The sequence below is a fragment of the Paucisalibacillus algeriensis genome (genome assembly GCF_000577245.1).
Taxonomy (GTDB): Bacteria; Bacillota; Bacilli; order Bacillales; family Amphibacillaceae; genus Ornithinibacillus.
On the sequence record NZ_CBYO010000020.1, the window covers coordinates 1 to 19983 of the forward strand.

16 protein-coding genes and 1 rRNA gene are annotated in these 19983 nt (G+C 38.5%); all 17 read right to left on the reverse strand.

Going from position 1 to position 19983, the window contains the following annotated elements:
- Window positions 1–19: 19 nt before the first annotated feature.
- Window positions 20–1581 (reverse strand): 16S ribosomal RNA (locus TY11_RS14115).
- Window positions 1582–2156: 575 nt separating this feature from the next.
- Window positions 2157–3638 carry a lysine--tRNA ligase gene (gene lysS / locus TY11_RS14120; protein WP_042147424.1) on the reverse strand — a complete coding sequence of 494 codons (1482 nt, stop codon included), beginning with the start codon at window positions 3636–3638 and terminating at the stop codon, window positions 2157–2159.
- A gap of 250 nt (window positions 3639–3888) precedes the next feature.
- Window positions 3889–4878, reverse strand: coding sequence for a tRNA dihydrouridine synthase DusB (gene dusB, locus TY11_RS14125; protein WP_042147427.1), 990 nt, complete (start codon window positions 4876–4878; stop codon window positions 3889–3891).
- A gap of 70 nt (window positions 4879–4948) precedes the next feature.
- Entirely contained in the window at window positions 4949–5155 is a 207-nt protein-coding gene (locus TY11_RS14130; RefSeq protein WP_042147429.1) for a helix-turn-helix domain-containing protein, read from the reverse strand.
- Window positions 5125–5637, reverse strand: coding sequence for a 2-amino-4-hydroxy-6-hydroxymethyldihydropteridine diphosphokinase (gene folK / locus TY11_RS14135; protein WP_042147432.1), 513 nt, complete (start codon window positions 5635–5637; stop codon window positions 5125–5127). Before folK ends, TY11_RS14130 begins: the two co-directional genes overlap by 31 nt.
- Complete coding sequence (gene folB / locus TY11_RS14140) at window positions 5630–5998, reverse strand: dihydroneopterin aldolase (RefSeq protein WP_042147435.1); 369 nt, start codon at window positions 5996–5998, stop codon at window positions 5630–5632. The genes folK and folB overlap by 8 nt, the downstream gene beginning before the upstream one ends.
- Window positions 5998–6819: a dihydropteroate synthase gene (gene folP / locus TY11_RS14145; protein WP_042147438.1), complete on the reverse strand. Its 822-nt coding sequence runs from the start codon at window positions 6817–6819 to the stop codon at window positions 5998–6000. The genes folB and folP overlap by 1 nt, the downstream gene beginning before the upstream one ends.
- 215 nt (window positions 6820–7034) lie before the next feature.
- A complete protein-coding gene (gene cysK, locus TY11_RS14150) occupies window positions 7035–7961 on the reverse strand; it encodes a cysteine synthase A (RefSeq protein WP_042147441.1) in 927 nt (308 codons plus the stop codon).
- Between the two features lie 237 nt (window positions 7962–8198).
- Window positions 8199–9098 carry a peptidylprolyl isomerase gene (locus TY11_RS14155; protein ID WP_042147444.1) on the reverse strand — a complete coding sequence of 300 codons (900 nt, stop codon included), beginning with the start codon at window positions 9096–9098 and terminating at the stop codon, window positions 8199–8201.
- A 24-nt stretch (window positions 9099–9122) separates the two neighbouring features.
- Window positions 9123–9995, reverse strand: a complete 873-nt coding sequence (gene hslO / locus TY11_RS14160; protein ID WP_042147447.1) for an Hsp33 family molecular chaperone HslO — start codon at window positions 9993–9995, stop codon at window positions 9123–9125.
- Window positions 9996–10020: 25 nt separating this feature from the next.
- A complete protein-coding gene (locus tag TY11_RS14165) occupies window positions 10021–10788 on the reverse strand; it encodes a type III pantothenate kinase (protein ID WP_042147450.1) in 768 nt (255 codons plus the stop codon).
- A gap of 733 nt (window positions 10789–11521) precedes the next feature.
- Window positions 11522–13504, reverse strand: coding sequence for an ATP-dependent zinc metalloprotease FtsH (gene ftsH, locus TY11_RS14170; RefSeq protein WP_042147453.1), 1983 nt, complete (start codon window positions 13502–13504; stop codon window positions 11522–11524).
- A gap of 111 nt (window positions 13505–13615) precedes the next feature.
- Window positions 13616–14164 (reverse strand): hypoxanthine phosphoribosyltransferase, encoded by a 549-nt coding sequence (hpt, locus tag TY11_RS14175; RefSeq protein WP_042147456.1) that lies wholly within the window; start codon window positions 14162–14164, stop codon window positions 13616–13618.
- 23 nt (window positions 14165–14187) lie between these two features.
- Complete coding sequence (gene tilS, locus TY11_RS14180) at window positions 14188–15573, reverse strand: tRNA lysidine(34) synthetase TilS (RefSeq protein WP_042147458.1); 1386 nt, start codon at window positions 15571–15573, stop codon at window positions 14188–14190.
- A 61-nt stretch (window positions 15574–15634) separates the two neighbouring features.
- Window positions 15635–16561: a serine/threonine protein kinase PrkT gene (gene prkT, locus TY11_RS14185; protein ID WP_042147461.1), complete on the reverse strand. Its 927-nt coding sequence runs from the start codon at window positions 16559–16561 to the stop codon at window positions 15635–15637.
- Window positions 16536–17270 (reverse strand): vWA domain-containing protein, encoded by a 735-nt coding sequence (locus TY11_RS14190; protein ID WP_042147465.1) that lies wholly within the window; start codon window positions 17268–17270, stop codon window positions 16536–16538. Before TY11_RS14190 ends, prkT begins: the two co-directional genes overlap by 26 nt.
- 98 nt (window positions 17271–17368) lie before the next feature.
- Window positions 17369–19819 (reverse strand): stage II sporulation protein E, encoded by a 2451-nt coding sequence (spoIIE, locus tag TY11_RS14195; RefSeq protein ID WP_042147468.1) that lies wholly within the window; start codon window positions 19817–19819, stop codon window positions 17369–17371.
- Window positions 19820–19983: the final 164 nt, after the last annotated feature.

Sequence of the window (19983 nt, forward strand, 5' to 3'; positions counted from 1 at the left end):
TTCCGTAATATATCCTTAGAAAGGAGGTGATCCAGCCGCACCTTCCGATACGGCTACCTTGTTACGACTTCACCCCAATCATTGATCCCACCTTAGGCGGCTGGCTCCAAAAGGTTACCTCACCGACTTCGGGTGTTACCAACTCTCGTGGTGTGACGGGCGGTGTGTACAAGGCCCGGGAACGTATTCACCGCGGCATGCTGATCCGCGATTACTAGCGATTCCGGCTTCATGCAGGCGAGTTGCAGCCTGCAATCCGAACTGAGAATGGTTTTATGGGATTTGCTTCACCTCGCGGCTTCGCTGCCCTTTGTACCATCCATTGTAGCACGTGTGTAGCCCAGGTCATAAGGGGCATGATGATTTGACGTCATCCCCACCTTCCTCCGGTTTGTCACCGGCAGTCACCTTAGAGTGCCCAACTAAATGCTGGCAACTAAGATCAAGGGTTGCGCTCGTTGCGGGACTTAACCCAACATCTCACGACACGAGCTGACGACAACCATGCACCACCTGTCACTCTGTCCCCGAAGGGAAAGCCCTATCTCTAGGGGTGTCAGAGGATGTCAAGACCTGGTAAGGTTCTTCGCGTTGCTTCGAATTAAACCACATGCTCCACCGCTTGTGCGGGCCCCCGTCAATTCTTTTGAGTTTCAGCCTTGCGGCCGTACTCCCCAGGCGGAGTGCTTAATGCGTTAACTTCAGCACTAAGGGGCGGAAACCCCCTAACACCTAGCACTCATCGTTTACGGCGTGGACTACCAGGGTATCTAATCCTGTTCGCTACCCACGCTTTCGCGCCTCAGCGTCAGTTACAGACCAGAGAGTCGCCTTCGCCACTGGTGTTCCTCCACATCTCTACGCATTTCACCGCTACACGTGGAATTCCACTCTCCTCTTCTGTACTCAAGTCCCCCAGTTTCCAATGACCCTCCACGGTTAAGCCGTGGGCTTTCACATCAGACTTAAAGGACCGCCTGCGCGCGCTTTACGCCCAATAATTCCGGACAACGCTTGCCACCTACGTATTACCGCGGCTGCTGGCACGTAGTTAGCCGTGGCTTTCTGGTTAGGTACCGTCAAGGTACAAGCAGTTACTCTTGTACTTGTTCTTCCCTAACAACAGAGCTTTACAATCCGAAGACCTTCATCGCTCACGCGGCGTTGCTCCGTCAGACTTTCGTCCATTGCGGAAGATTCCCTACTGCTGCCTCCCGTAGGAGTCTGGGCCGTGTCTCAGTCCCAGTGTGGCCGATCACCCTCTCAGGTCGGCTACGCATCGTGGCCTTGGTGAGCCGTTACCTCACCAACTAGCTAATGCGCCGCGGGCCCATCTATGAGTGACAGCTTACGCCGCCTTTCATTTTCTCACCATGTGATGAAAAGTATTATCCGGTATTAGCTCGCGTTTCCGCGAGTTATCCCAGTCTCATAGGCAGGTTGCCCACGTGTTACTCACCCGTCCGCCGCTAGATCCACTAACATCACCCCGAAGGGATCAGTTAGTTTCACTCGCTCGACTTGCATGTATTAGGCACGCCGCCAGCGTTCGTCCTGAGCCAAGATCAAACTCTCCAAAAAAGTTTGTTTATTATAATTGAACGAGTCAATTAAGTTCTTAGCTACTAAAAGCACGCTAGCTTTTAGAATTTCTTTTAAAATAGAAAAAACAGGGTTGTTTTTTCTTACATACTGGTTGTTTTGTTCAGTTTTCAAGGAGCAAAAATAAAATGTTGTTTTTTCGTCAACTCTTATATTATACTATTTTCAATTCTCGATGTCAATAGTTTTTTTATAAAAGTTTTTAAAACATTTAATCGCCTCTCAAATCAGCGACCTTATTAATATATCATGCTGGCATTTTATTGTCAACATCTTTTTTAACCGTTACTTTGTTCCTTATGAACAAGCAACGTTATATAATTTATCATGATTTTAACCATAAATCAAGCTTTTATTCAAGGAAATAAATGGAATTATATTTTTAATATACGAACCCCTGAAAAGAGGGTGAATGAGAAGTAATAATCGTTTCACATTACATCTATTTATATAAAACAATACCGTATGAAATCAAACCATTAGAGATTTCATACGGTATGTTCAATTTAATGAGATTTATTCCAAAGGACTTTTCTCATTAACTACTTTATCAATTATTTATTTCGCATTTGTGGGAATAGAAGTACATCACGAATCGATGGTGAGTTTGTTAATAACATAACTAATCTATCGATACCGATTCCTAATCCACCGGTTGGAGGCATTCCATATTCAAGAGCTTCTAGGAAATCTTCATCCATTAGATGTGCTTCATCATTTCCTTCATCTCTTTCTTTTACTTGGGCTTCAAATCGCTCACGTTGATCGATTGGATCATTAAGTTCACTAAAAGCATTTGCATGTTCTCTTGCTACAATAAATAATTCAAAGCGATCTGTGAAACGTTCATCTTCCGTATTTTTCTTCGCAAGTGGAGAGATTTCCACTGGATGCCCATATACAAAAGTTGGCTGAATTAGTTTTTCTTCTACTTTTTGTTCAAAGAATTCATTAACAATGTGACCAAATGTCATGTTGCTCTTTATTTCTACACCGTGTTCTTTTGCAAGTTCTCTAGCCGTTTCGTCACTCATGTGTTCCCAGAAATCTACACCAGTATATTCTTTTACAGCATCAACCATATGAAGTCTCTTCCATTTTGGTTTTAAATCAATTTCATATTCACCATAAGTAACCGTCGTTGTTCCAAGTACTTCCTCAGCAATATGGGCAACCATATTTTCTGTAAGCTCCATGATATCATGATAATCAGCATATGCTTCATAAAGCTCTATCATCGTAAACTCTGGATTATGTCTCGTAGACACCCCTTCATTACGGAATACTCTTCCAATTTCATATACTTTTTCAAGTCCACCAACAATTAAACGCTTTAGATGTAGTTCAATTGCGATTCGCATATATAAAGGAATATCCAACGCATTATGGTGAGTGATGAATGGTCTTGCTGAAGCACCACCAGGAATACTGTGCATCATTGGTGTTTCTACTTCAAGAAAACCTTGCCCATCAAGATAATTACGCATAGCACGGATGATTTTACTGCGGGTTACAAATGTTTCTCTGCTTTCCATGTTAGTAATTAGGTCAAGGTAACGTTGGCGATATCGTTGCTCTACATCTTTTAACCCGTGATATTTCTCAGGTAGTGGACGTAATGATTTAGTAAGTAATTGGAACTCTGTAGCTTTAACTGATAGTTCACCAACATTTGTTTTAAACATTACACCAGTTACTCCAACAATATCTCCAAGGTCGACCGTGTTGAAGACTTCATAAGCTTCTTCACCAATAGCATCCTTACGAACATATAATTGAATTTGACCACTTAAATCTTGAATATGTGCAAAACCAGCTTTACCTTTGCCACGCTTTGTCATCACTCTACCAGCAATAGTTACTTGATGTTCTGTTTCTTCTAATTCCTCTTTTGAATATTGTTCATATTGTTCATGAAGATTTTTTGCAAGACTCGTACGCTCAAACTTTCCCCCAAAAGGATCCACGCCATTCTCACGATATGTACCTAGTTTTTCTCGGCGAACACGCATATGTTCATTTAATTCTTCCGACATTCTTATCACTCCAATTTAGTATTAATTAGATATTATTAGTTCATTTTATCTATCATTATCTTTAGAAAAACTCGCATTCGCTTGTTCTCTAGCAAATGTGTTAGTTTTTGCATATGCTATATGGAAAGGTATCTATACTTTCCTATTTGCCAATATAACCTTCATTTTACACCTCAAAAGGCCCTATCATCAACTAATCATGTTTTTAAAAAAATCTGCTAGTAAGAACCAGCAGATTTTACATATAAACCTAGGAAGCTTGAATAACTGCCTCAGCTTCTCTTACAAACTCAGACAAGATGTTTACTAAGGCATCACGTGTTTCTGCACTATTAATAAGCTTTCTAGCTTTCCCATTTCCATTCAGCCCTTTTAAATACCAAGCTGCATGTTTACGCATTTCCATAATGGCTACTTTTTCACCTTTTAATTTAATTAAACGATCCATATGAAGTAGACATACATCAACTTTCTCTCTTGGTGAAGGATCATCCATTAGTACACCCGTTTCAAGGTACTTGGCTACTTGATAGATAATCCACGGATTTCCTAATGCCGCTCGACCAATCATGACCGCATCTACACCAGTTTCTTCTAACCGCTTCTTTGCAATTTCTGGACTATCGATATCACCATTACCGATTACCGGAATATTAACGGCTGATTTTACTTCCTTAATGATATCCCAGTTCGCATAACCTTCATACATTTGCTTCCTAGTACGACCATGTAGACCTATGGCGCTTCCGCCTGCCGCTTCAATTGCCTTTGCATTTTCCACAGCATAGATATGATCTTCATCCCAACCCGCGCGCATCTTTACAGTTACAGGTTTTTCTGTGTTCTCCACAACTGCTTTAACCATATGATAAATTTTATCTGGATCTAATAACCAACGAGAACCTGCATCGACCTTTGTAATCTTAGGCGCAGGGCATCCCATATTTATGTCAATAATGGAAGCATTTGTATTTTGATCCACGTATTGTGCCGCCTGAACAAGAGAATCTTTGTCACCACCGAAAATCTGTAAACTCATTGGCATTTCTTGTTCATCTATATATAACATTTCCAATGTCTTTTTATTTCGATTCAAGATTCCTTTATCACTTACCATTTCGGCAGTAATAAGTCCTGCACCAAATTCCTTTACCGTTAACCTGAATGCCCAGTTACTGACTCCAGCCATAGGCGCAAGCGTTACTCGGTTAGGAATGGTGATGTCCCCAATTTTCCACACTGTTACTCCTCCTCAAGTCTTAAAAAAACATTGTACATATCTTAGCCCCTAGATCATTCGTAACACGAACTTATCCTATACCTAGTATTTCTTTCTTATCTATGTTTAGCGTTTCCGCAATTTGATCGATTAATTCTTCCGATACCTGTTTAGTTCCACGTTCTACTGCCCCTAGCACATTTAACGAAACTCCAAGTTTATTCGCTAACTCCACTTGAGTATATCCTTTTAACTTACGAAATGCCCTTATTCTTCTTCCGATTCGGCCGTTTTCCATTTCGAAATATCCTTCTTGTCCTGTTCTGGAAGATCATTTAATAATTGATTTACCGTTTTACCTAATCCAGGTAGTAGCAATTCAGGGGCAAGTTCGTTTAGAGGAACTAACACAAACCCTCGCTGTCTCATTCTTGGATGAGGGATGGTTAATCGCTCCGTTTTTTTATTTTCTTCATTATAGACTAATATGTCAAGGTCAATTGTTCTAGGACCGAAACGAATAATCCGCTTTCTCCCCAACTCATTCTCTACTTCTTGGCATTTATCCAATAATTTTTCTGAAGGTAACCATGTACTTATTTCCAATACCATATTCAAAAAGTCGGCTTGGTCGGTGTAACCAACCGGAGGTGTCTGGTAAATGGAAGACTTCTGTATAATTTGGATGTCTTTAACCTTACTAAGTAATTGAATGGCTTGATCTAAATAGTCTTTTCTTGGTTCAATATTCGTTCCTAGTGCAATAAATGCTTTATTCATGTGCTTTCTCCCGATATATTTCTACTGCAACCGACTTATAGTGTCCAGGTATTGGTGGATCTGGCTTGATTACTTTTACCCTACATGCCTTTAATAGTTCAAAAGAAGCTAATAAATCAGAAGCAATCGTCTCCGTCACTGCCTCAATCAGATTTTTGGCATCCCCTTCTACTATTTTCTTTACATGTTGATATGCTTGGCTATAGTCAATTGAGTCGTGCATATTGTCGCTTAAACCTGCATTGGATGTATCTAAAAACAGCTCCAAATCAACATTAAATCGCTGACCTAGCTTATTTTCCTCCGGTAAAAGTCCGTGAAATCCATAAAATTGCATATTCGTAAGTATAATCTTATCCATTATTTATCCTCCACATGTAACATAGCGTCCATCATTCTTGCTAACTCCACATTAACTTTAACATTATGTACTCGCACCATATGTGCTCCCTTCATAATCCCTAAGCACGTTGTTGCCCCTGTTCCATTATCACGCTCAGCAGGTGGGACATCTAGGACGCTCCCTATAAATCGTTTCCTTGAAGTTGCAAGTAAGAATGGATAGCCCATATTGACTAGCTTTTCTAAATTATTCATGACAATAAGGTTATCATTAGCACTTTTAGCAAAACCAACTCCTGGGTCAAGAATAATGTTCTCTCTTGAAACACCAGCTTTAACCGCAATATTAATACTTTCTTCTAAATCCCGCTTCATATCCTCAATTATCGAGGTATAGTTTTCATCAGTACGATTGTGCATCAATATAATTGGCACATTGTACACTGCAGCAACTGAAGCAATTTCGGGCTCTTTTTTGGCTCCCCATACATCATTGATAATATCGGCCCCTGCAATTACTGCCTGTCTTGCTGTTTCTGCTTTATAGGTATCAATCGATATGGGTATAGAAATTGCCTCTCTTACAGCTTTAATTACCGGTACTACACGTGCAAGCTCTTCATCTACAGATATTGGATCATGATCAGGTCTTGTTGATTCTCCTCCTATATCAATAATATCTGCACCTTGTTTCTCCATTTTCATTGCTTGCTCAACAGCTCGTTCAATCGTTGTGTAATGACCACCATCTGAAAAGGAATCTGGCGTAACATTTAATATACCCATGATATGTGTTCTGGATGACAAATCATATGTCTTTGTTTTCGTTCTTAAAAACATAACCTTCTTAGTCCCTTCCAACTAAAATAATTAGTCTAATCGTACCATATATTAGAAAAACTCGCATTCGCTTGGAGCCTATATAAATTGGTAACTCTTCTTGCTACTTGGCACCTATTGTGACTATCCCTGAATTTCTTCTTAGTTAATATGTACTTTGCTTACATAAAAAAGGCTAGCATCGTTTTCAGATACTAGCCTTTTGATCGTAATCATTATTCTTCATCAAATTGATATAGCGGTGTTGAAAGATATCTTTCACCATTGTCAGGTAATACGGCAAGAACCTTTTTACCTTTCCCTAATTCTTTGGCCACCTTCTTCGCAGCAGCAACTGCAGCACCTGAAGAAATACCACCTAGGATACCATTCGTTTTTGCTACTTCACGAGAAGTCTCGAATGCCTCTTCGTTAGAAACTTGAACAACTTCATCATATGATTTTGTGTCAAGTACATCAGGAACAAATCCAGCACCAAGCCCTTGAATTTTATGAGGCCCAGGGTTTCCACCCGACAATACAGGTGAGTCTGTCGGTTCAACCGCATATATTTTAATATCTTTAAAGTTTTCTCTAAGTACCTTACCAGCACCAGTTACTGTTCCGCCAGTTCCAACGCCAGATACAAATGCATCTAGGCCATCTTCCATTTGTTTCACAATTTCATTACCAGTCGTACGTGCATGTACTTCTGGGTTTGCTTTATTCATAAATTGTTGTGGCATAAAGTAGCCCTTTTCTTCCACTAACTCTCCTGCCTTTTTAATGGCACCTTTCATACCATCTGCACCAGGTGTCAAAATTAATTCTGCACCATATGCACGTAAAATATTACGTCGCTCTTTACTCATTGTGTCAGGCATTACAATAACTGTTCTATACCCTTTGGCCGCAGCGACCATCGCTAAACCAATACCAGTATTCCCACTAGTTGGTTCGACAATTGTGCCACCTTTTTCTAGCTTACCTTCTTCTTCAGCCGCTTCAATCATTGCAAGTGCAATACGATCTTTAACGGAGCTACCTGGGTTAAAGTATTCTAATTTCACATATATATCTGCACTGTCTTCGTCTGCAATACCATTTAATTTAACAATTGGCGTTTCTCCGATTAAGCCGGTAATATTATCTGATACTCTCATGAAATTACCTCCTCATAATTCCTACTAAACTTATAGGATTTATATATAATGTACTCCCAAGTTCATTAAACTGTCAACAGAAATGCAAAAATTAGGCTACATTAAGCAAGATTAGTTTAAATGAGGTACTGGAAAGTCCTGTGCTCATAAAGATGGGAAATTTTCGATCTCTGACTTATGAAAAAAGCAATTTCGCTTATCCTTCTCACGAAAATGCTTTTTTACTTTTTATATATACTATTCCCCATAAAGCCAATTTATATCTAATTTCTCCCATAATGGCTCTGCAACTAATTTTTGATTGGAAGATTTTAACGCTAGTTCATTACGGATAAATGGTTTTAATTCCTCATAGTTAAACGTTATATCTGGTAAGCTTTTATGTAAGTAGAGAATTGCAATACCATTACTTGTCACAAAAGGCTCACTATAAGAATATTCTTCAAGCTCCGCCGCTATATCAAAATAATTGGAAGGTAAGAACTCCGTATTGACAGAATTAAATCCTAAGTAACCTCCACCTTCTCTTGTATCTTCATCAATAGAGTATTCCTTTGCTAATAACGAAAAAGATGCTCCATCTTCTAATTCTGCATATACCTTTTCCGCGGTATCCATAGTAGATACTAATATATGAGAGAACTGTAACGATTTATCAAACTGATATTGTTCATGATACTTTGTGTAATATGTTTGTACTTCCTGTTCTGAAATTTGATTACCTTCAGCAAGGAGTGCTTCAAGTTGATATCGGTATAAAATATCACTCCGCCAGCTTTCTTCTAATTTCTGTAAATCCTCTTTTGAGGTCAGGCCTTGCATTGTAGTTAAGAGAGCTATATCTCTTTCTATCACTTTATCACTAATTGTAATATTATGATCATCCGCCAACTTTTCCACAACTTGATGGTCGATTATATTCTTCAGTTCTTTTTTTCCATAATTGTCTTGAAGGGATTTCATCCAATCCCCATAAGAAACTTTTTCCCCGTCTATTGTGGCTACTGGTTTTTTCGTATCTATTTTTTCATCATCAACAACAGGAGTTTCTGTTTGATCATTTTTCCAAAATAGCATCGTTGCAACATTTGTAATCAGGAGTACAACAATGATGCTGAATAATAATTTTTTTGACATGATTTACTCCTTCCATTACCCGTATTAAGCTTTGATAAGTTCCTCAAGTTCTTCTTCTGTGAAATGATAGGTTTCATTACAGAAGTGACAAGTTGCCTCTGCTCCGTGATCTTCATCAATCATTTGTCTAATTTCATCATTACCTAATCCAACAATCGCATTTGCCAATCTTTCTTTTGAACATTTACATTTAAATTGTACAGGCATCTTTTCATGAATCTTCAATTCTTCCCCTTCAAATAAAAGTTCTAATATTTCTTCAGGGGTTTTGCCTTGCTGTATAAGCGACGAAATAGGTGGAAAAGAATTAATCCTTGCTTCTAGTTTATCCACTACCTCAACATCTGCTCCTGGCATTACTTGAACAACGAATCCGCCACTAGCCAAAATCGTATGGTCTGGATTAACTAATACACCCGCCCCAACCGCAGAAGGTACTTGCTCAGAGGTAGCAAAGTAGTATGTAAAATCTTCACTAATTTCCCCGGAAACAATTGGCACTTGTCCGGTAAAGAAGTCTCGCAATCCAAGGTCTTTGACAACACTAAGACTTCCAGTTGTACCAACTGCTCTTGCAACATCTAGTTTCCCTTTTTCATTTAAGTCAAAATCCACATGGGGGTGTGTTACATAGGATCTAACTTCACCTTTTGCGTTTGCATCAGCAACAATGACACCGATTGGTCCTCCACCTTCAACCTTAACCGTTATTGAGTCCTCCCCTTTTAACATGGCTCCGATCATGGCCGAAATTGTCATGGTACGCCCCATTGCAGCTGAGGCGGTAGCCCATGTATCTTGACGCCTCCTTGCTTCCTCCACCATATTTGTGGAGCGAATAGCATATGCACGAACCATTCCATTGAAAGTAGTAGCTTTAATTAAGTAATCTGACATAATGATGTCTCCTTCATAACTTTAATTATCGATTCATTTTGTATATTTCATATAATCCTTTTAGGGTTAGAAAAGGATCTACATGATCAATCGTATCGGTTGATTCCCCTATTAATTGAGCAAGTCCACCAGTAGCAATTACCTTGGCATCCTTACCGGCATCTTTCTTAATTCGATTAACAATCCCATCTACTTGACCAATATATCCATAAAAAACTCCAGATTTCATTGCTTCGACGGTTGATTTCCCAACCACACTCTCTGGAGCCTCGATTTCAATCTTAGGTAGTTTAGAAGCTCGTTGATACAAAGCTTCCATTGATATATTTATTCCTGGGGAGATGATACCGCCACAATATTCCTTTGATTCATTTATGTAACAGTAAGTTGTCGCTGTACCAAAGTCAATAATGATAAGTGGTGCTTTATGTTCCTTTAAAGCTCCGACAGCATTTACTATACGATCAGCACCAATCTCTTTTGGATTGGGATAACACATTTCTAAATTAGTTTTTACCGTGTCTTTTCCAACTATTATTGGGTCGATACCAAAATAAATTTTACACATTCTATCTAGCGAGAACATGATTGGAGGTACAACGGATGATATGACGACACCGGTAATATCTTGTAATTTAATGCCACTGAAGTCGAACAGGGATTTAATTAACATTCCAAATTCATCTTCTGTTTTATAGCGGTCCGTTTTGATTCTCCAGTGATATTTAAGTTCTTCCTCGACAAATACTCCCAGTACTGTGTTTGTATTTCCTACGTCTAGAACAAATAGCATGATGTAAGGTCCTTCCTACTTAATATGTTTTTACTTAAGGCTGTTTTCGAGATGTTGTTGCTATTACTTTTAGTATTGATAGGAATTGCACTGCACGGCTAATAATTTATAGTTGGGAGCATTATACCCGCTTCGGAAATACACTCCGCTTTCACTTCCAGTACAGGGGCGACATCTGTTCGAAAACACCTCACAGTGTCTACCTTGCCGCATGGCGGCTGGTGAGCCTCCTCAGAGCTAAAGCTCTTGCGGGGTCTCACCTATGCCTATCCTCCCGCAGGAGTCTCCGTGTATTTCCTACGCTCGTGACGATTGAGTCAAATGAAAGCAAGTAATTGCCAACACTATATTATAAGTTCTAACTTTAATAGAAAATCTAAACTAGCACAGGCAGAATACGGAGACTCCTGCGGGAATAGCACATGTCCGAAGACCCCGGAGCGTTATCCTAGCACTCAATTCATCAAGAAAGAGATATTAGTCTGTAGTTACCGCACAGTTTCTATCAATTATGTAGTATACAACAATCTTTAAGAAAACAAGCTTACTTAAAAAATCTAAATCATCATTACCTAGGTTGCCCAAGGCCTGATTAATCAACTCTAAAGATAAAATCAAAAAACAATTGAGTCTTTAATAATATACCAAAATCATTTTCGTAAGTGAAATTACAAATCTGAAAAGGAATAGAAAAGGCAGCCTTAACGCTAAGGCTGCCTTGGTTTATTATTGATTAATTGTTCTTCTCTTCTTGATCTTCTTCAATTTCTTTGTGAAGTTTATCATCGGCTTTCTCCTTGGCTTCGTCAAAAGAGTCCACAGATTCATCGTCCTTCTTAGAGGTAATATTTACTTTAACATCCTTATCCGCTTTTTCTTCCACGTAATCTTCTGGGTCAGGAAGAACACCATCTTCGAATAGAGACTTGATTTGTCTTGCATCTAATGTCTCAACATCTAGAAGAGTTTGTGCGATTAGTTCAAGTTTATCGCGATTCTCCGTAAGGATAGTTTTTGCACGATCATAACAGTGGTTAATAAAGTTTTGCATTTCTTGATCAATGTCATGAGCAATTGCATCACTATAATTCTGTTCGTTATTAATATCTCTTCCAAGGAAAACTTCTCCACCACCACTACTATATTGTAGAGGTCCAAGTTTATCACTCATACCATACTCGGTAATCATTTTACGTGCAATGCTAGTAGCACGTTGGAAATCATTCGATGCACCAGTGCTTACTTCACCAAAGACAATTTCTTCGGCTACACGGCCACCTAAAAGACCTGTGATTTTATCGAATAGCTCCGGCTTAGTCATGAAGTAACGGTCTTCTTTTGGAAGCATAACGGCATAACCACCAGCTTGCCCACGAGGAACAATCGTTACCTTATGAACGATATCAGCATCGTCGAGCACCATACCAATAATTGTATGTCCGCTTTCATGATATGCAACGATATTACGTTCTTTCTCGGATACAACTCTGTTCTTTTTAGCAGGACCAGCAATTACACGGTCAATTGCTTCATCCACATCTAACATGTCAACTTCCTTCTTATCTCGACGAGCCGCAACTAGTGCTGCTTCATTCAGAAGGTTTTCTAAGTCAGCTCCTGAAAAACCAGGTGTGCGCATAGCGATCGTTTTAAGATCAACAGAAGCATCTAAAGGTTTGTTTCTAGCATGAACTTTAAGGACTTCTTGACGACCTTTTACATCTGGACGGTCAACTGTTATTTGTCTGTCAAAGCGTCCTGGACGAAGAAGTGCTGGATCTAAAATATCTGGTCGGTTTGTTGCAGCGATAATAATGATACCTTCATTTGCTCCAAAACCATCCATTTCAACAAGTAACTGGTTTAATGTTTGCTCACGCTCGTCATGACCACCACCAAGACCCGCACCACGCTGACGACCTACTGCATCAATTTCATCGATAAATATAATACAAGGTGCATTTTTCTTAGCATTTTCGAATAAATCACGTACACGTGAAGCACCGACACCAACAAACATCTCTACAAAGTCAGAACCACTGATAGAGAAGAATGGAACACCCGCTTCACCTGCAACCGCACGTGCAAGTAGTGTTTTACCTGTTCCTGGAGGTCCAACTAGTAGTACCCCTTTTGGAATTCTTGCCCCAATTGCAGAGAATTTACGTGGGTCTTTCAGAAACTCAACTACTTCCACTAATTCCTGTTTCTCTTCATCTGCACCCGCTACATCCGTAAAGCGAACTTTTTTCTTTTCTTCGCTATACATTTTCGCCTTACTTTTACCAAAGTTCATAACACGGCCGCCGCCGCCACCTTGTGCTTGACTAAGTAAGAAGAAGAATAAAAGTCCAATGATTAAAAATGGAATCATCGTTGTTAGAAGCGTAACCCAAATACTTGGCTGATCCATTGGTTCCACTTTCATGAGACTTTGCTCACGTGCAATAGTCGTAATATCAGCGACAATTTCTTCATTATTAGGTACTTGTGCGACAAACTGTTTGTCATCACTTAGCTTACCTGTAATACGCATAATTCCATTAACAGGCTGCATCGTCATTTCTTTAACTTCACCTGTTTCAAGTGATTGCATAAACTTCTGAACATCTAGTTCTTCTGCTTGTTCATTCTGGCCACTTAATAAGCTAATCACAGCTATAATAACCAAAAATATGATTAAGTAAAAAAACGCACTACGAAATACTCGGTTCATTGCCTACCTCCTCCCAAACGGGAAAAACTATTAACAATAGTATCATATAAAATTTAAATTTTTCAACTAATTGCTCCCCACATTCGGAACAACAGCTAACGTGTCTTTTAATTATTCTTCTCCACCATAAATTTCTGGCTTTAGGACACCTATATATGGTAAGTTACGGTACTTTTCATCATAGTCTAGCCCATATCCTACAACAAATTCATCTGGCACTTCAAATCCTACTAAATCTGCCTTAATATCTGCTGTACGACCAGATGGCTTATCGAGCAACGTAACAATCTTTACAGATTTTGCTTGACGATATTTAAATAAATCAACTAAATATCGTAGTGTATTACCACTATCGATAATGTCTTCAATGATTAACAAATCACGACCCTCTACCTTCGTATTAAGGTCTTTTAATATCTTTACTTCCCCTGAAGATTTGGTGTTAGTACCACCGTAACTAGAAACATCCATAAAGTCCATTTCCAAGTGGGTGTGTACTTGTCTTAATACATCAGACATAAATGGCAATGCACCCTTTAAGACGCCGATAACTAACGGAAAGCGTCCTTCATATTCCTCTGTTAGTTTCGCCCCAATTTCTTTACACTTTGCTGCAATTTCTTCTTCTGTAACGAGTATCTTTTTTATTTCGTTATGCAAATAAAACCCTCCTACAAATTACCTTATTCATAATAAAGCTGTATATATGAGGAACTTTTTTGGTTTGGTATTGGATCTCTTTTTTTTAAACCAACAAGCCAAAGTATATCCCCATTATTATCCGTTACAATTGGCCAACTATTCCGATCTTGTATGGGTATTTTTGCATCGATAAAAATATCTTTCAACTTTTTACTTCCGTTTAACCCCTTCCAACTCATTCGATCGCCATCACGACGTGTTCGAATATGTAAAGGAAGCATAATATCACTTTGCAAACATATATATGTATTTTCATTTTGACTAGTGAATTCATGTTGATATCTAGCTATCAATTTGTTGCCATTTGGTAATAACACTTCACCGGGCACATTTAGGACCTCATGGAAATTAGGCAATTTTTTCTCTGCTTCTTGGAAATAAAAGATAAGTTTATTATATGCTTTTTCTACCTTTAAATGACGGGGAAAATCAATTTGTACATTACGTTTATCTTTGGCCAATAACGATAGTAATTGTTCCTCGTGGACATATGATAAATCCTTAGGCAAATCATTATGATATAGATATTTTAATATTAGATGATAGACACGCCTTTGTAAAGCAGATGCACGTGATACAAAGTCATCAATTTTAAACGTAGCTGTGATCGGATTTCCTTCTAATTGAACAACTTCCTTAAACATCTTTTTCGCTTCCAATTGTAGAAAATCCTCATCCGCTTCCAGTGATTCACTCAAATGTTGGATCGTTTTATGTAAGTTCCCGTTTTTACTTTTTAATAATGGCAGTACTTTTATTCGGTAAAAATTACGAGTATAATCAACACTTGCATTAGAAGGGTCAATTCTTGGGACAATACCATTAATCTGACAATAGTTTTCAAGCTCTTTTTTTGTCACACATAATAGTGGTCTAATAATAACCCCACCAGCAAATTCTCTTTTTACAGGCATACCTGAGAAGAATCTAGAATCCGCTGAACGAACCATCTTCATTAACATGGTTTCTGCTTGATCATCACCATGATGACCAAAGGCTAGATAATCTGCCTGTAAATGCTTCATTTGGTCAGCAAAAAAATCATACCTTAGCTTTCTCGCAGCAATTTGTGTTCCGATATGTTCATTCTTCTTATAGCCCATAACATCGACTGAGGTTCCAATAAATTCTATATCCCATTCTTGGCACATTTTTTCCACATATTCAAGGTCCTCTTTACTTTCCTCTCCTCTTAATTGATGATCGACAGAGAGCGCAATCAACCTTAAGTTCCATTCGACTTGAATGGACTTAAAAAAATGTAGGAGTGCCATTGAATCTGGACCACCAGATACTGCTACTAAGACAGTTGTATCCGGTAATAATAATTGATGCTTTTTGATAAAATCTGTCACAACATCCTTCACTAAACGTCCACCCTCTTAATTACTGCTTACCACTTCATTTTAACACAGAACCATTATGCTATTAAGGAATTAATAGTGAGGATAAATAGTACCCAAGTGCAATTAATAAGAAACCTATTGACTCCATTGCGAGTGGAGGATTGTCGTGTTTTCTTTTAGTGGGAGTTTGTGGTTTCCTCTGCAAATCATATATTACTGATGTTATTTCTTGCTTCATTTCATCACTTGTTTGATATTTCCCTGTTAACGCCTTTTTAAAACAATCTTCATACGGACGAAGTGCCTTTACATCATTAATCTTCTTAAATAGTGTTGTTTGTGGATTTGACCCTTTTGGAAAATGTTTAGGATAGAAAACACTCACGAATACCATTACTAACGCAAATAAGTCATAGCTCGGTTCAGCTTTTCTTGTGCCTAACCCCCAATACCCTCGGTCATAGAATTCTGTATACTCTTTTATCGCTCTACCTATCTGTGTCGTTCCTCCAACATCAATCCAGCGAAGTCGTGTAGGTGAGCCTGTTACGAGTAAATTATCAACCTTTAAGTCGCCGAATACCCATCCAGACTGATGCAAGCTGTCCAAATCCTCTAAAAGTTGCAGCATAAACACTCCAATCCATTCATTACCATTCTGTTTCATAAATTCTGGGAGTGCTCTTCCATGAATATACTCCATTACATAGAATGAGAATGTCTGTCCGAGGGGTGTCACCCAATCATCAACATCCAATAAAGAAGGTCCAAGACTCTTTCCTTGGACCTTCCCTAGTGATTTCAACACATTAACCTCCATCGTAATAGAAGTACTTATATCACTTATCTTTAATGCTGCTTTTCTACCATTTGCATCACATAGATAAACCGATCCTATTGCACCATTTCCTAACTTACGAATGATTACATAACGTTTTTGATGCCACTTTCCAGTTAGAGTCACCCCAGGTCTTAGAAAAGAATCATGCGTTTTCAATGTCTTGTTCATGATTATTTCTGAAGCTCCTTAGCAAGCTTTTTTTACCAAATTGATACATTGCCTCTCGAATAGCTGGACCTGTTGGAGTAATCCCTCCACTAGTAAGCTTTGGAAATACCGATGACATCGTATCAAGTCTTGGAGACCAGTCTAGTACTTTATCAATATCCTTACGTTTTCCTGGGAAATTATAAATAGCGAAACGGTTTCTCCCTACCCTGGAATTCAAACTAATAGACAAATCAATTAAAGCTTCCTTAACCGTTGGTAATTTATCATGCATACTTGCACTAGTATCAATTAGAACTAATACTTCTAGATCACTTGTCTCACCTAAGTCCTCGACCACTTCCATGATTTCCCCACGCTTTTCTGGATCTAAATCTTCCATTGTTTGTTCTTTGCCGAGAATTTGTTTTAGTTCCAAATTGACTAACCCCTGCAAGGTCTGGGTCATCCCTTGCTTCGTTACCATTTGTACAGTTTGGGATAATGCTTGCTTATAAACTAACTGACTTACACCACCACCAGATAGTGCAATTTCTTCGACTTCTTGTAAGCCTTCTGGTTCTTCTGTTTGGTCATCTTCTAAAATACCAATAACATTGACTGTAATTCCTTGTTGATGTGCCAAAGCTGCAGTTGCCGCTGGGTCCTCTCCTTTATTAGAACACCCATCCGTAATTAATAGAATTTGCTTTAAAGTCCCCTTCTTCAATACGAACACCTCCAGATTAATCATTACCATCATCGACAAAAATAATTGGAAATATACATAAAAGAAGGGGGCTATACATTATAGAATAAGGAATCTAGTTAAACAGTGGCTTTGGTTTGATAGATTGGGAAAGTTGCCCACTCTGGAATATTCTTTTTCACCTTAGCAACAAGCACCGTCATATCATCTTCTATTTCACCTGACCTTGTTCGAATTACTTCTTCCAATAATAAATCCGCTATTTCTTGTGGGTTGTCCGTTTCCATTTCTCGAATCTTTCGTTTTAACCAGATATCGGTATTTTCCACATGTTTTGGTCCATCAAAAATGCCATCACTCATCATAATTAAGAGATCCTCTGACTGTAATTGTTCATTAACAATATCCACTTCAAATTCACGAATAATTCCCATCGGCAAATTACTTGCTTCAATTTTTAACAATTGATCCCCACGCTTTACAAAACTAGGGGTTGAGCCTATTTTTAAAAATCTTACAAAGGCATTGTGTAAATTGATAACTGCTAAGTCAAGTGTCGCAAACATTTCATCGGTTGTTCGCAAAGCTAAAATAGAATTAATAGATTTTATAGCCACCTTTTCCGGTATACCGGTCTGTAAGATTTGTTGAAGTAACCTAAGTGTTTCCTTACTTTCTTCGTTAGCTCGTACTCCATTGCCCATCCCATCACTGATAGCCATTGCATATTTACCTTCACCAAGCTCAATCATCGTATAACTATCCCCAGACACTATGCCGCCACCCTTTGCGGCATTGGCAACACCAGTTTCAACAGTAAATTCCTTTGCTGATCCAAATGCCAGAAATGAATAACCATTTGGAAACGGCGATATCTCCTCTTGTTTAACAACAATGGTTTCATTTAATATATCGGATAGAACCGGTGCAATGAGCTTAGCACCTTCGCCATGGTAATCATAAAAAGATGCTGTCATTTCAATATCTACATTCCCCTTATCCAGTCGATAGACATCTAATTTTTCTAATTCGATTCCAATAGATTTTAAGGCATGGCTAATCTGTATCTCCTGGTTTTCATGCTGTTCTCTTTCTTTTAAAATTTCCTTAGCGAAGTCCTCCATTACATCGGAAACACCTTGTAATTGCTCCGCAACAAGTTTCTTACTTTCAAAAACTTGTCTTCTAAGTTTACGATTTGCTTCAAAATAAGATATTTCCTCATTCATCGTATCCATCACTTTACGAGATTTAATACAATGGTTCTCAAACTCCTTTACTAGCTTTCTACCTGGTTCATTCCCGATTTCTATATCTTTTTTCAGCTCCCCCATTAAGGCATAGGTTGTATCAAATTGTTGTTGCCAGCACCGTTCCTTCATAAAACAAGATTGGCATGTTTTTTCGGTCACATTACTTAAAAAGTAATCCGTTTCCCGCTGTGCTTCTTCTTCTTCCAAAGAGTAATTTTCTGCAGTACTAAAGCTTTTGGATAAAGCTTCAAAAACCTCGGAAAATTGTTCCACTCTTTTAGCCGTTACATTACGGATCTTTTGTAAATATTGTTGCTGTTCATTGGCATGTTCCTCTGTCCCTGGAATATATCGTGACAATTGCGTAAACCAACTGGCAGGCGTTATAAGGAATAGTAGAATTGCAATTGACGATTCTATTAAAGAAGGTATGAGTGAGTTGGAGTCTCCATAGATTCCTACTAAGAACGTTCCAACTAATAAACCAGCACCAACACCTATTTTTTTCCCTTCCTTTAGCAATCCTCCAAGTAAACCAGAAAAAGCAAGCAGACTCATTTGATAAAGATTTGCAACATTTGCTAATGATAATATTAATCCCACAACAACCCCAACAGTTGATCCGATTGATGCTCCACCAACAAAAGCGAATATTAATACAAAGTATCTAGATAACACTTGCTCCACCTGTGCCCCGTAAACTTCCCAGCCCACTGTTCCTGTGAGGATAGAGGCAATTAAAATGATCATGCAAACAATTTCTTCATTTTTTAATGTTGGGCGATATCTTTTTTGAGACAACAATGGGACACTCTGCATAAATATTAGTACAAGGACTGTACCAAGTATTCCTTCAACGAATATAAGCATCCATTCGTAGGATGTAAGTTGTCCATTGATAGAGTAAAGAAAAATCCTTGGTCCTACTGTTGCCAGAAACACAAAGATTGGAATCTTCGTTTGATGACCTTTTAGGTTCTTGAAAATGGCACTCATTATAATAAAGAAAAACATTGCAATCCCAACAAATAACCCATGTGACAATGAAATGGTAAACGCACCTGCCATCGTCGCAAGTAGTGTTTTAGCTGCTTTATCCTTATGCATAAACCATAATGTTGCCAAAAAGGCAACAGCAAATGGCGACACAACCGACAAGATAATAGCCCGTCCCAATAAAAATCCTACAAAAACATATAGCCATCCATGATCAAGTAAAATCCTTTTCCCCCCGGTATATATTCTCGTTCGAATGTTTTCAATAAATGTTCCTTCTACACCTATTGCTTTTGGCTGGGCTCCTTGAACTGACTCCATTCAACCACTCCTCTTTGACAGTTATTATTTATTACTCTTTGTATATTGGGTTCTAACGGACAGATTGCTGGCATATATTATTCTTATGGACAATACTCTTTCGTAACAGTAAACCACAAATAGTATTTATTTTTTGTCAAAACAAGAAGATAAAATCAATAAAT

Coding starts and splice junctions, on each gene's coding strand:
- lysS (WP_042147424.1), bottom strand. CDS start 3,638: ATGTCGGAAGAATTAAATGAACATATGCGTGTTCGCCGAGAAAAACTA.
- TY11_RS14130 (WP_042147429.1), bottom strand. CDS start 5,155: ATGGAAAACGGCCGAATCGGAAGAAGAATAAGGGCATTTCGTAAGTTA.
- folK (WP_042147432.1), bottom strand. CDS start 5,637: ATGAATAAAGCATTTATTGCACTAGGAACGAATATTGAACCAAGAAAA.
- folB (WP_042147435.1), bottom strand. CDS start 5,998: ATGGATAAGATTATACTTACGAATATGCAATTTTATGGATTTCACGGA.
- folP (WP_042147438.1), bottom strand. CDS start 6,819: ATGTTTTTAAGAACGAAAACAAAGACATATGATTTGTCATCCAGAACA.
- cysK (WP_042147441.1), bottom strand. CDS start 7,961: ATGAGAGTATCAGATAATATTACCGGCTTAATCGGAGAAACGCCAATT.
- TY11_RS14155 (WP_042147444.1), bottom strand. CDS start 9,098: ATGTCAAAAAAATTATTATTCAGCATCATTGTTGTACTCCTGATTACA.
- hslO (WP_042147447.1), bottom strand. CDS start 9,995: ATGTCAGATTACTTAATTAAAGCTACTACTTTCAATGGAATGGTTCGT.
- TY11_RS14165 (WP_042147450.1), bottom strand. CDS start 10,788: ATGCTATTTGTTCTAGACGTAGGAAATACAAACACAGTACTGGGAGTA.
- ftsH (WP_042147453.1), bottom strand. CDS start 13,504: ATGAACCGAGTATTTCGTAGTGCGTTTTTTTACTTAATCATATTTTTG.
- prkT (WP_042147461.1), bottom strand. CDS start 16,561: ATGAACAAGACATTGAAAACGCATGATTCTTTTCTAAGACCTGGGGTG.
- spoIIE (WP_042147468.1), bottom strand. CDS start 19,819: ATGGAGTCAGTTCAAGGAGCCCAGCCAAAAGCAATAGGTGTAGAAGGA.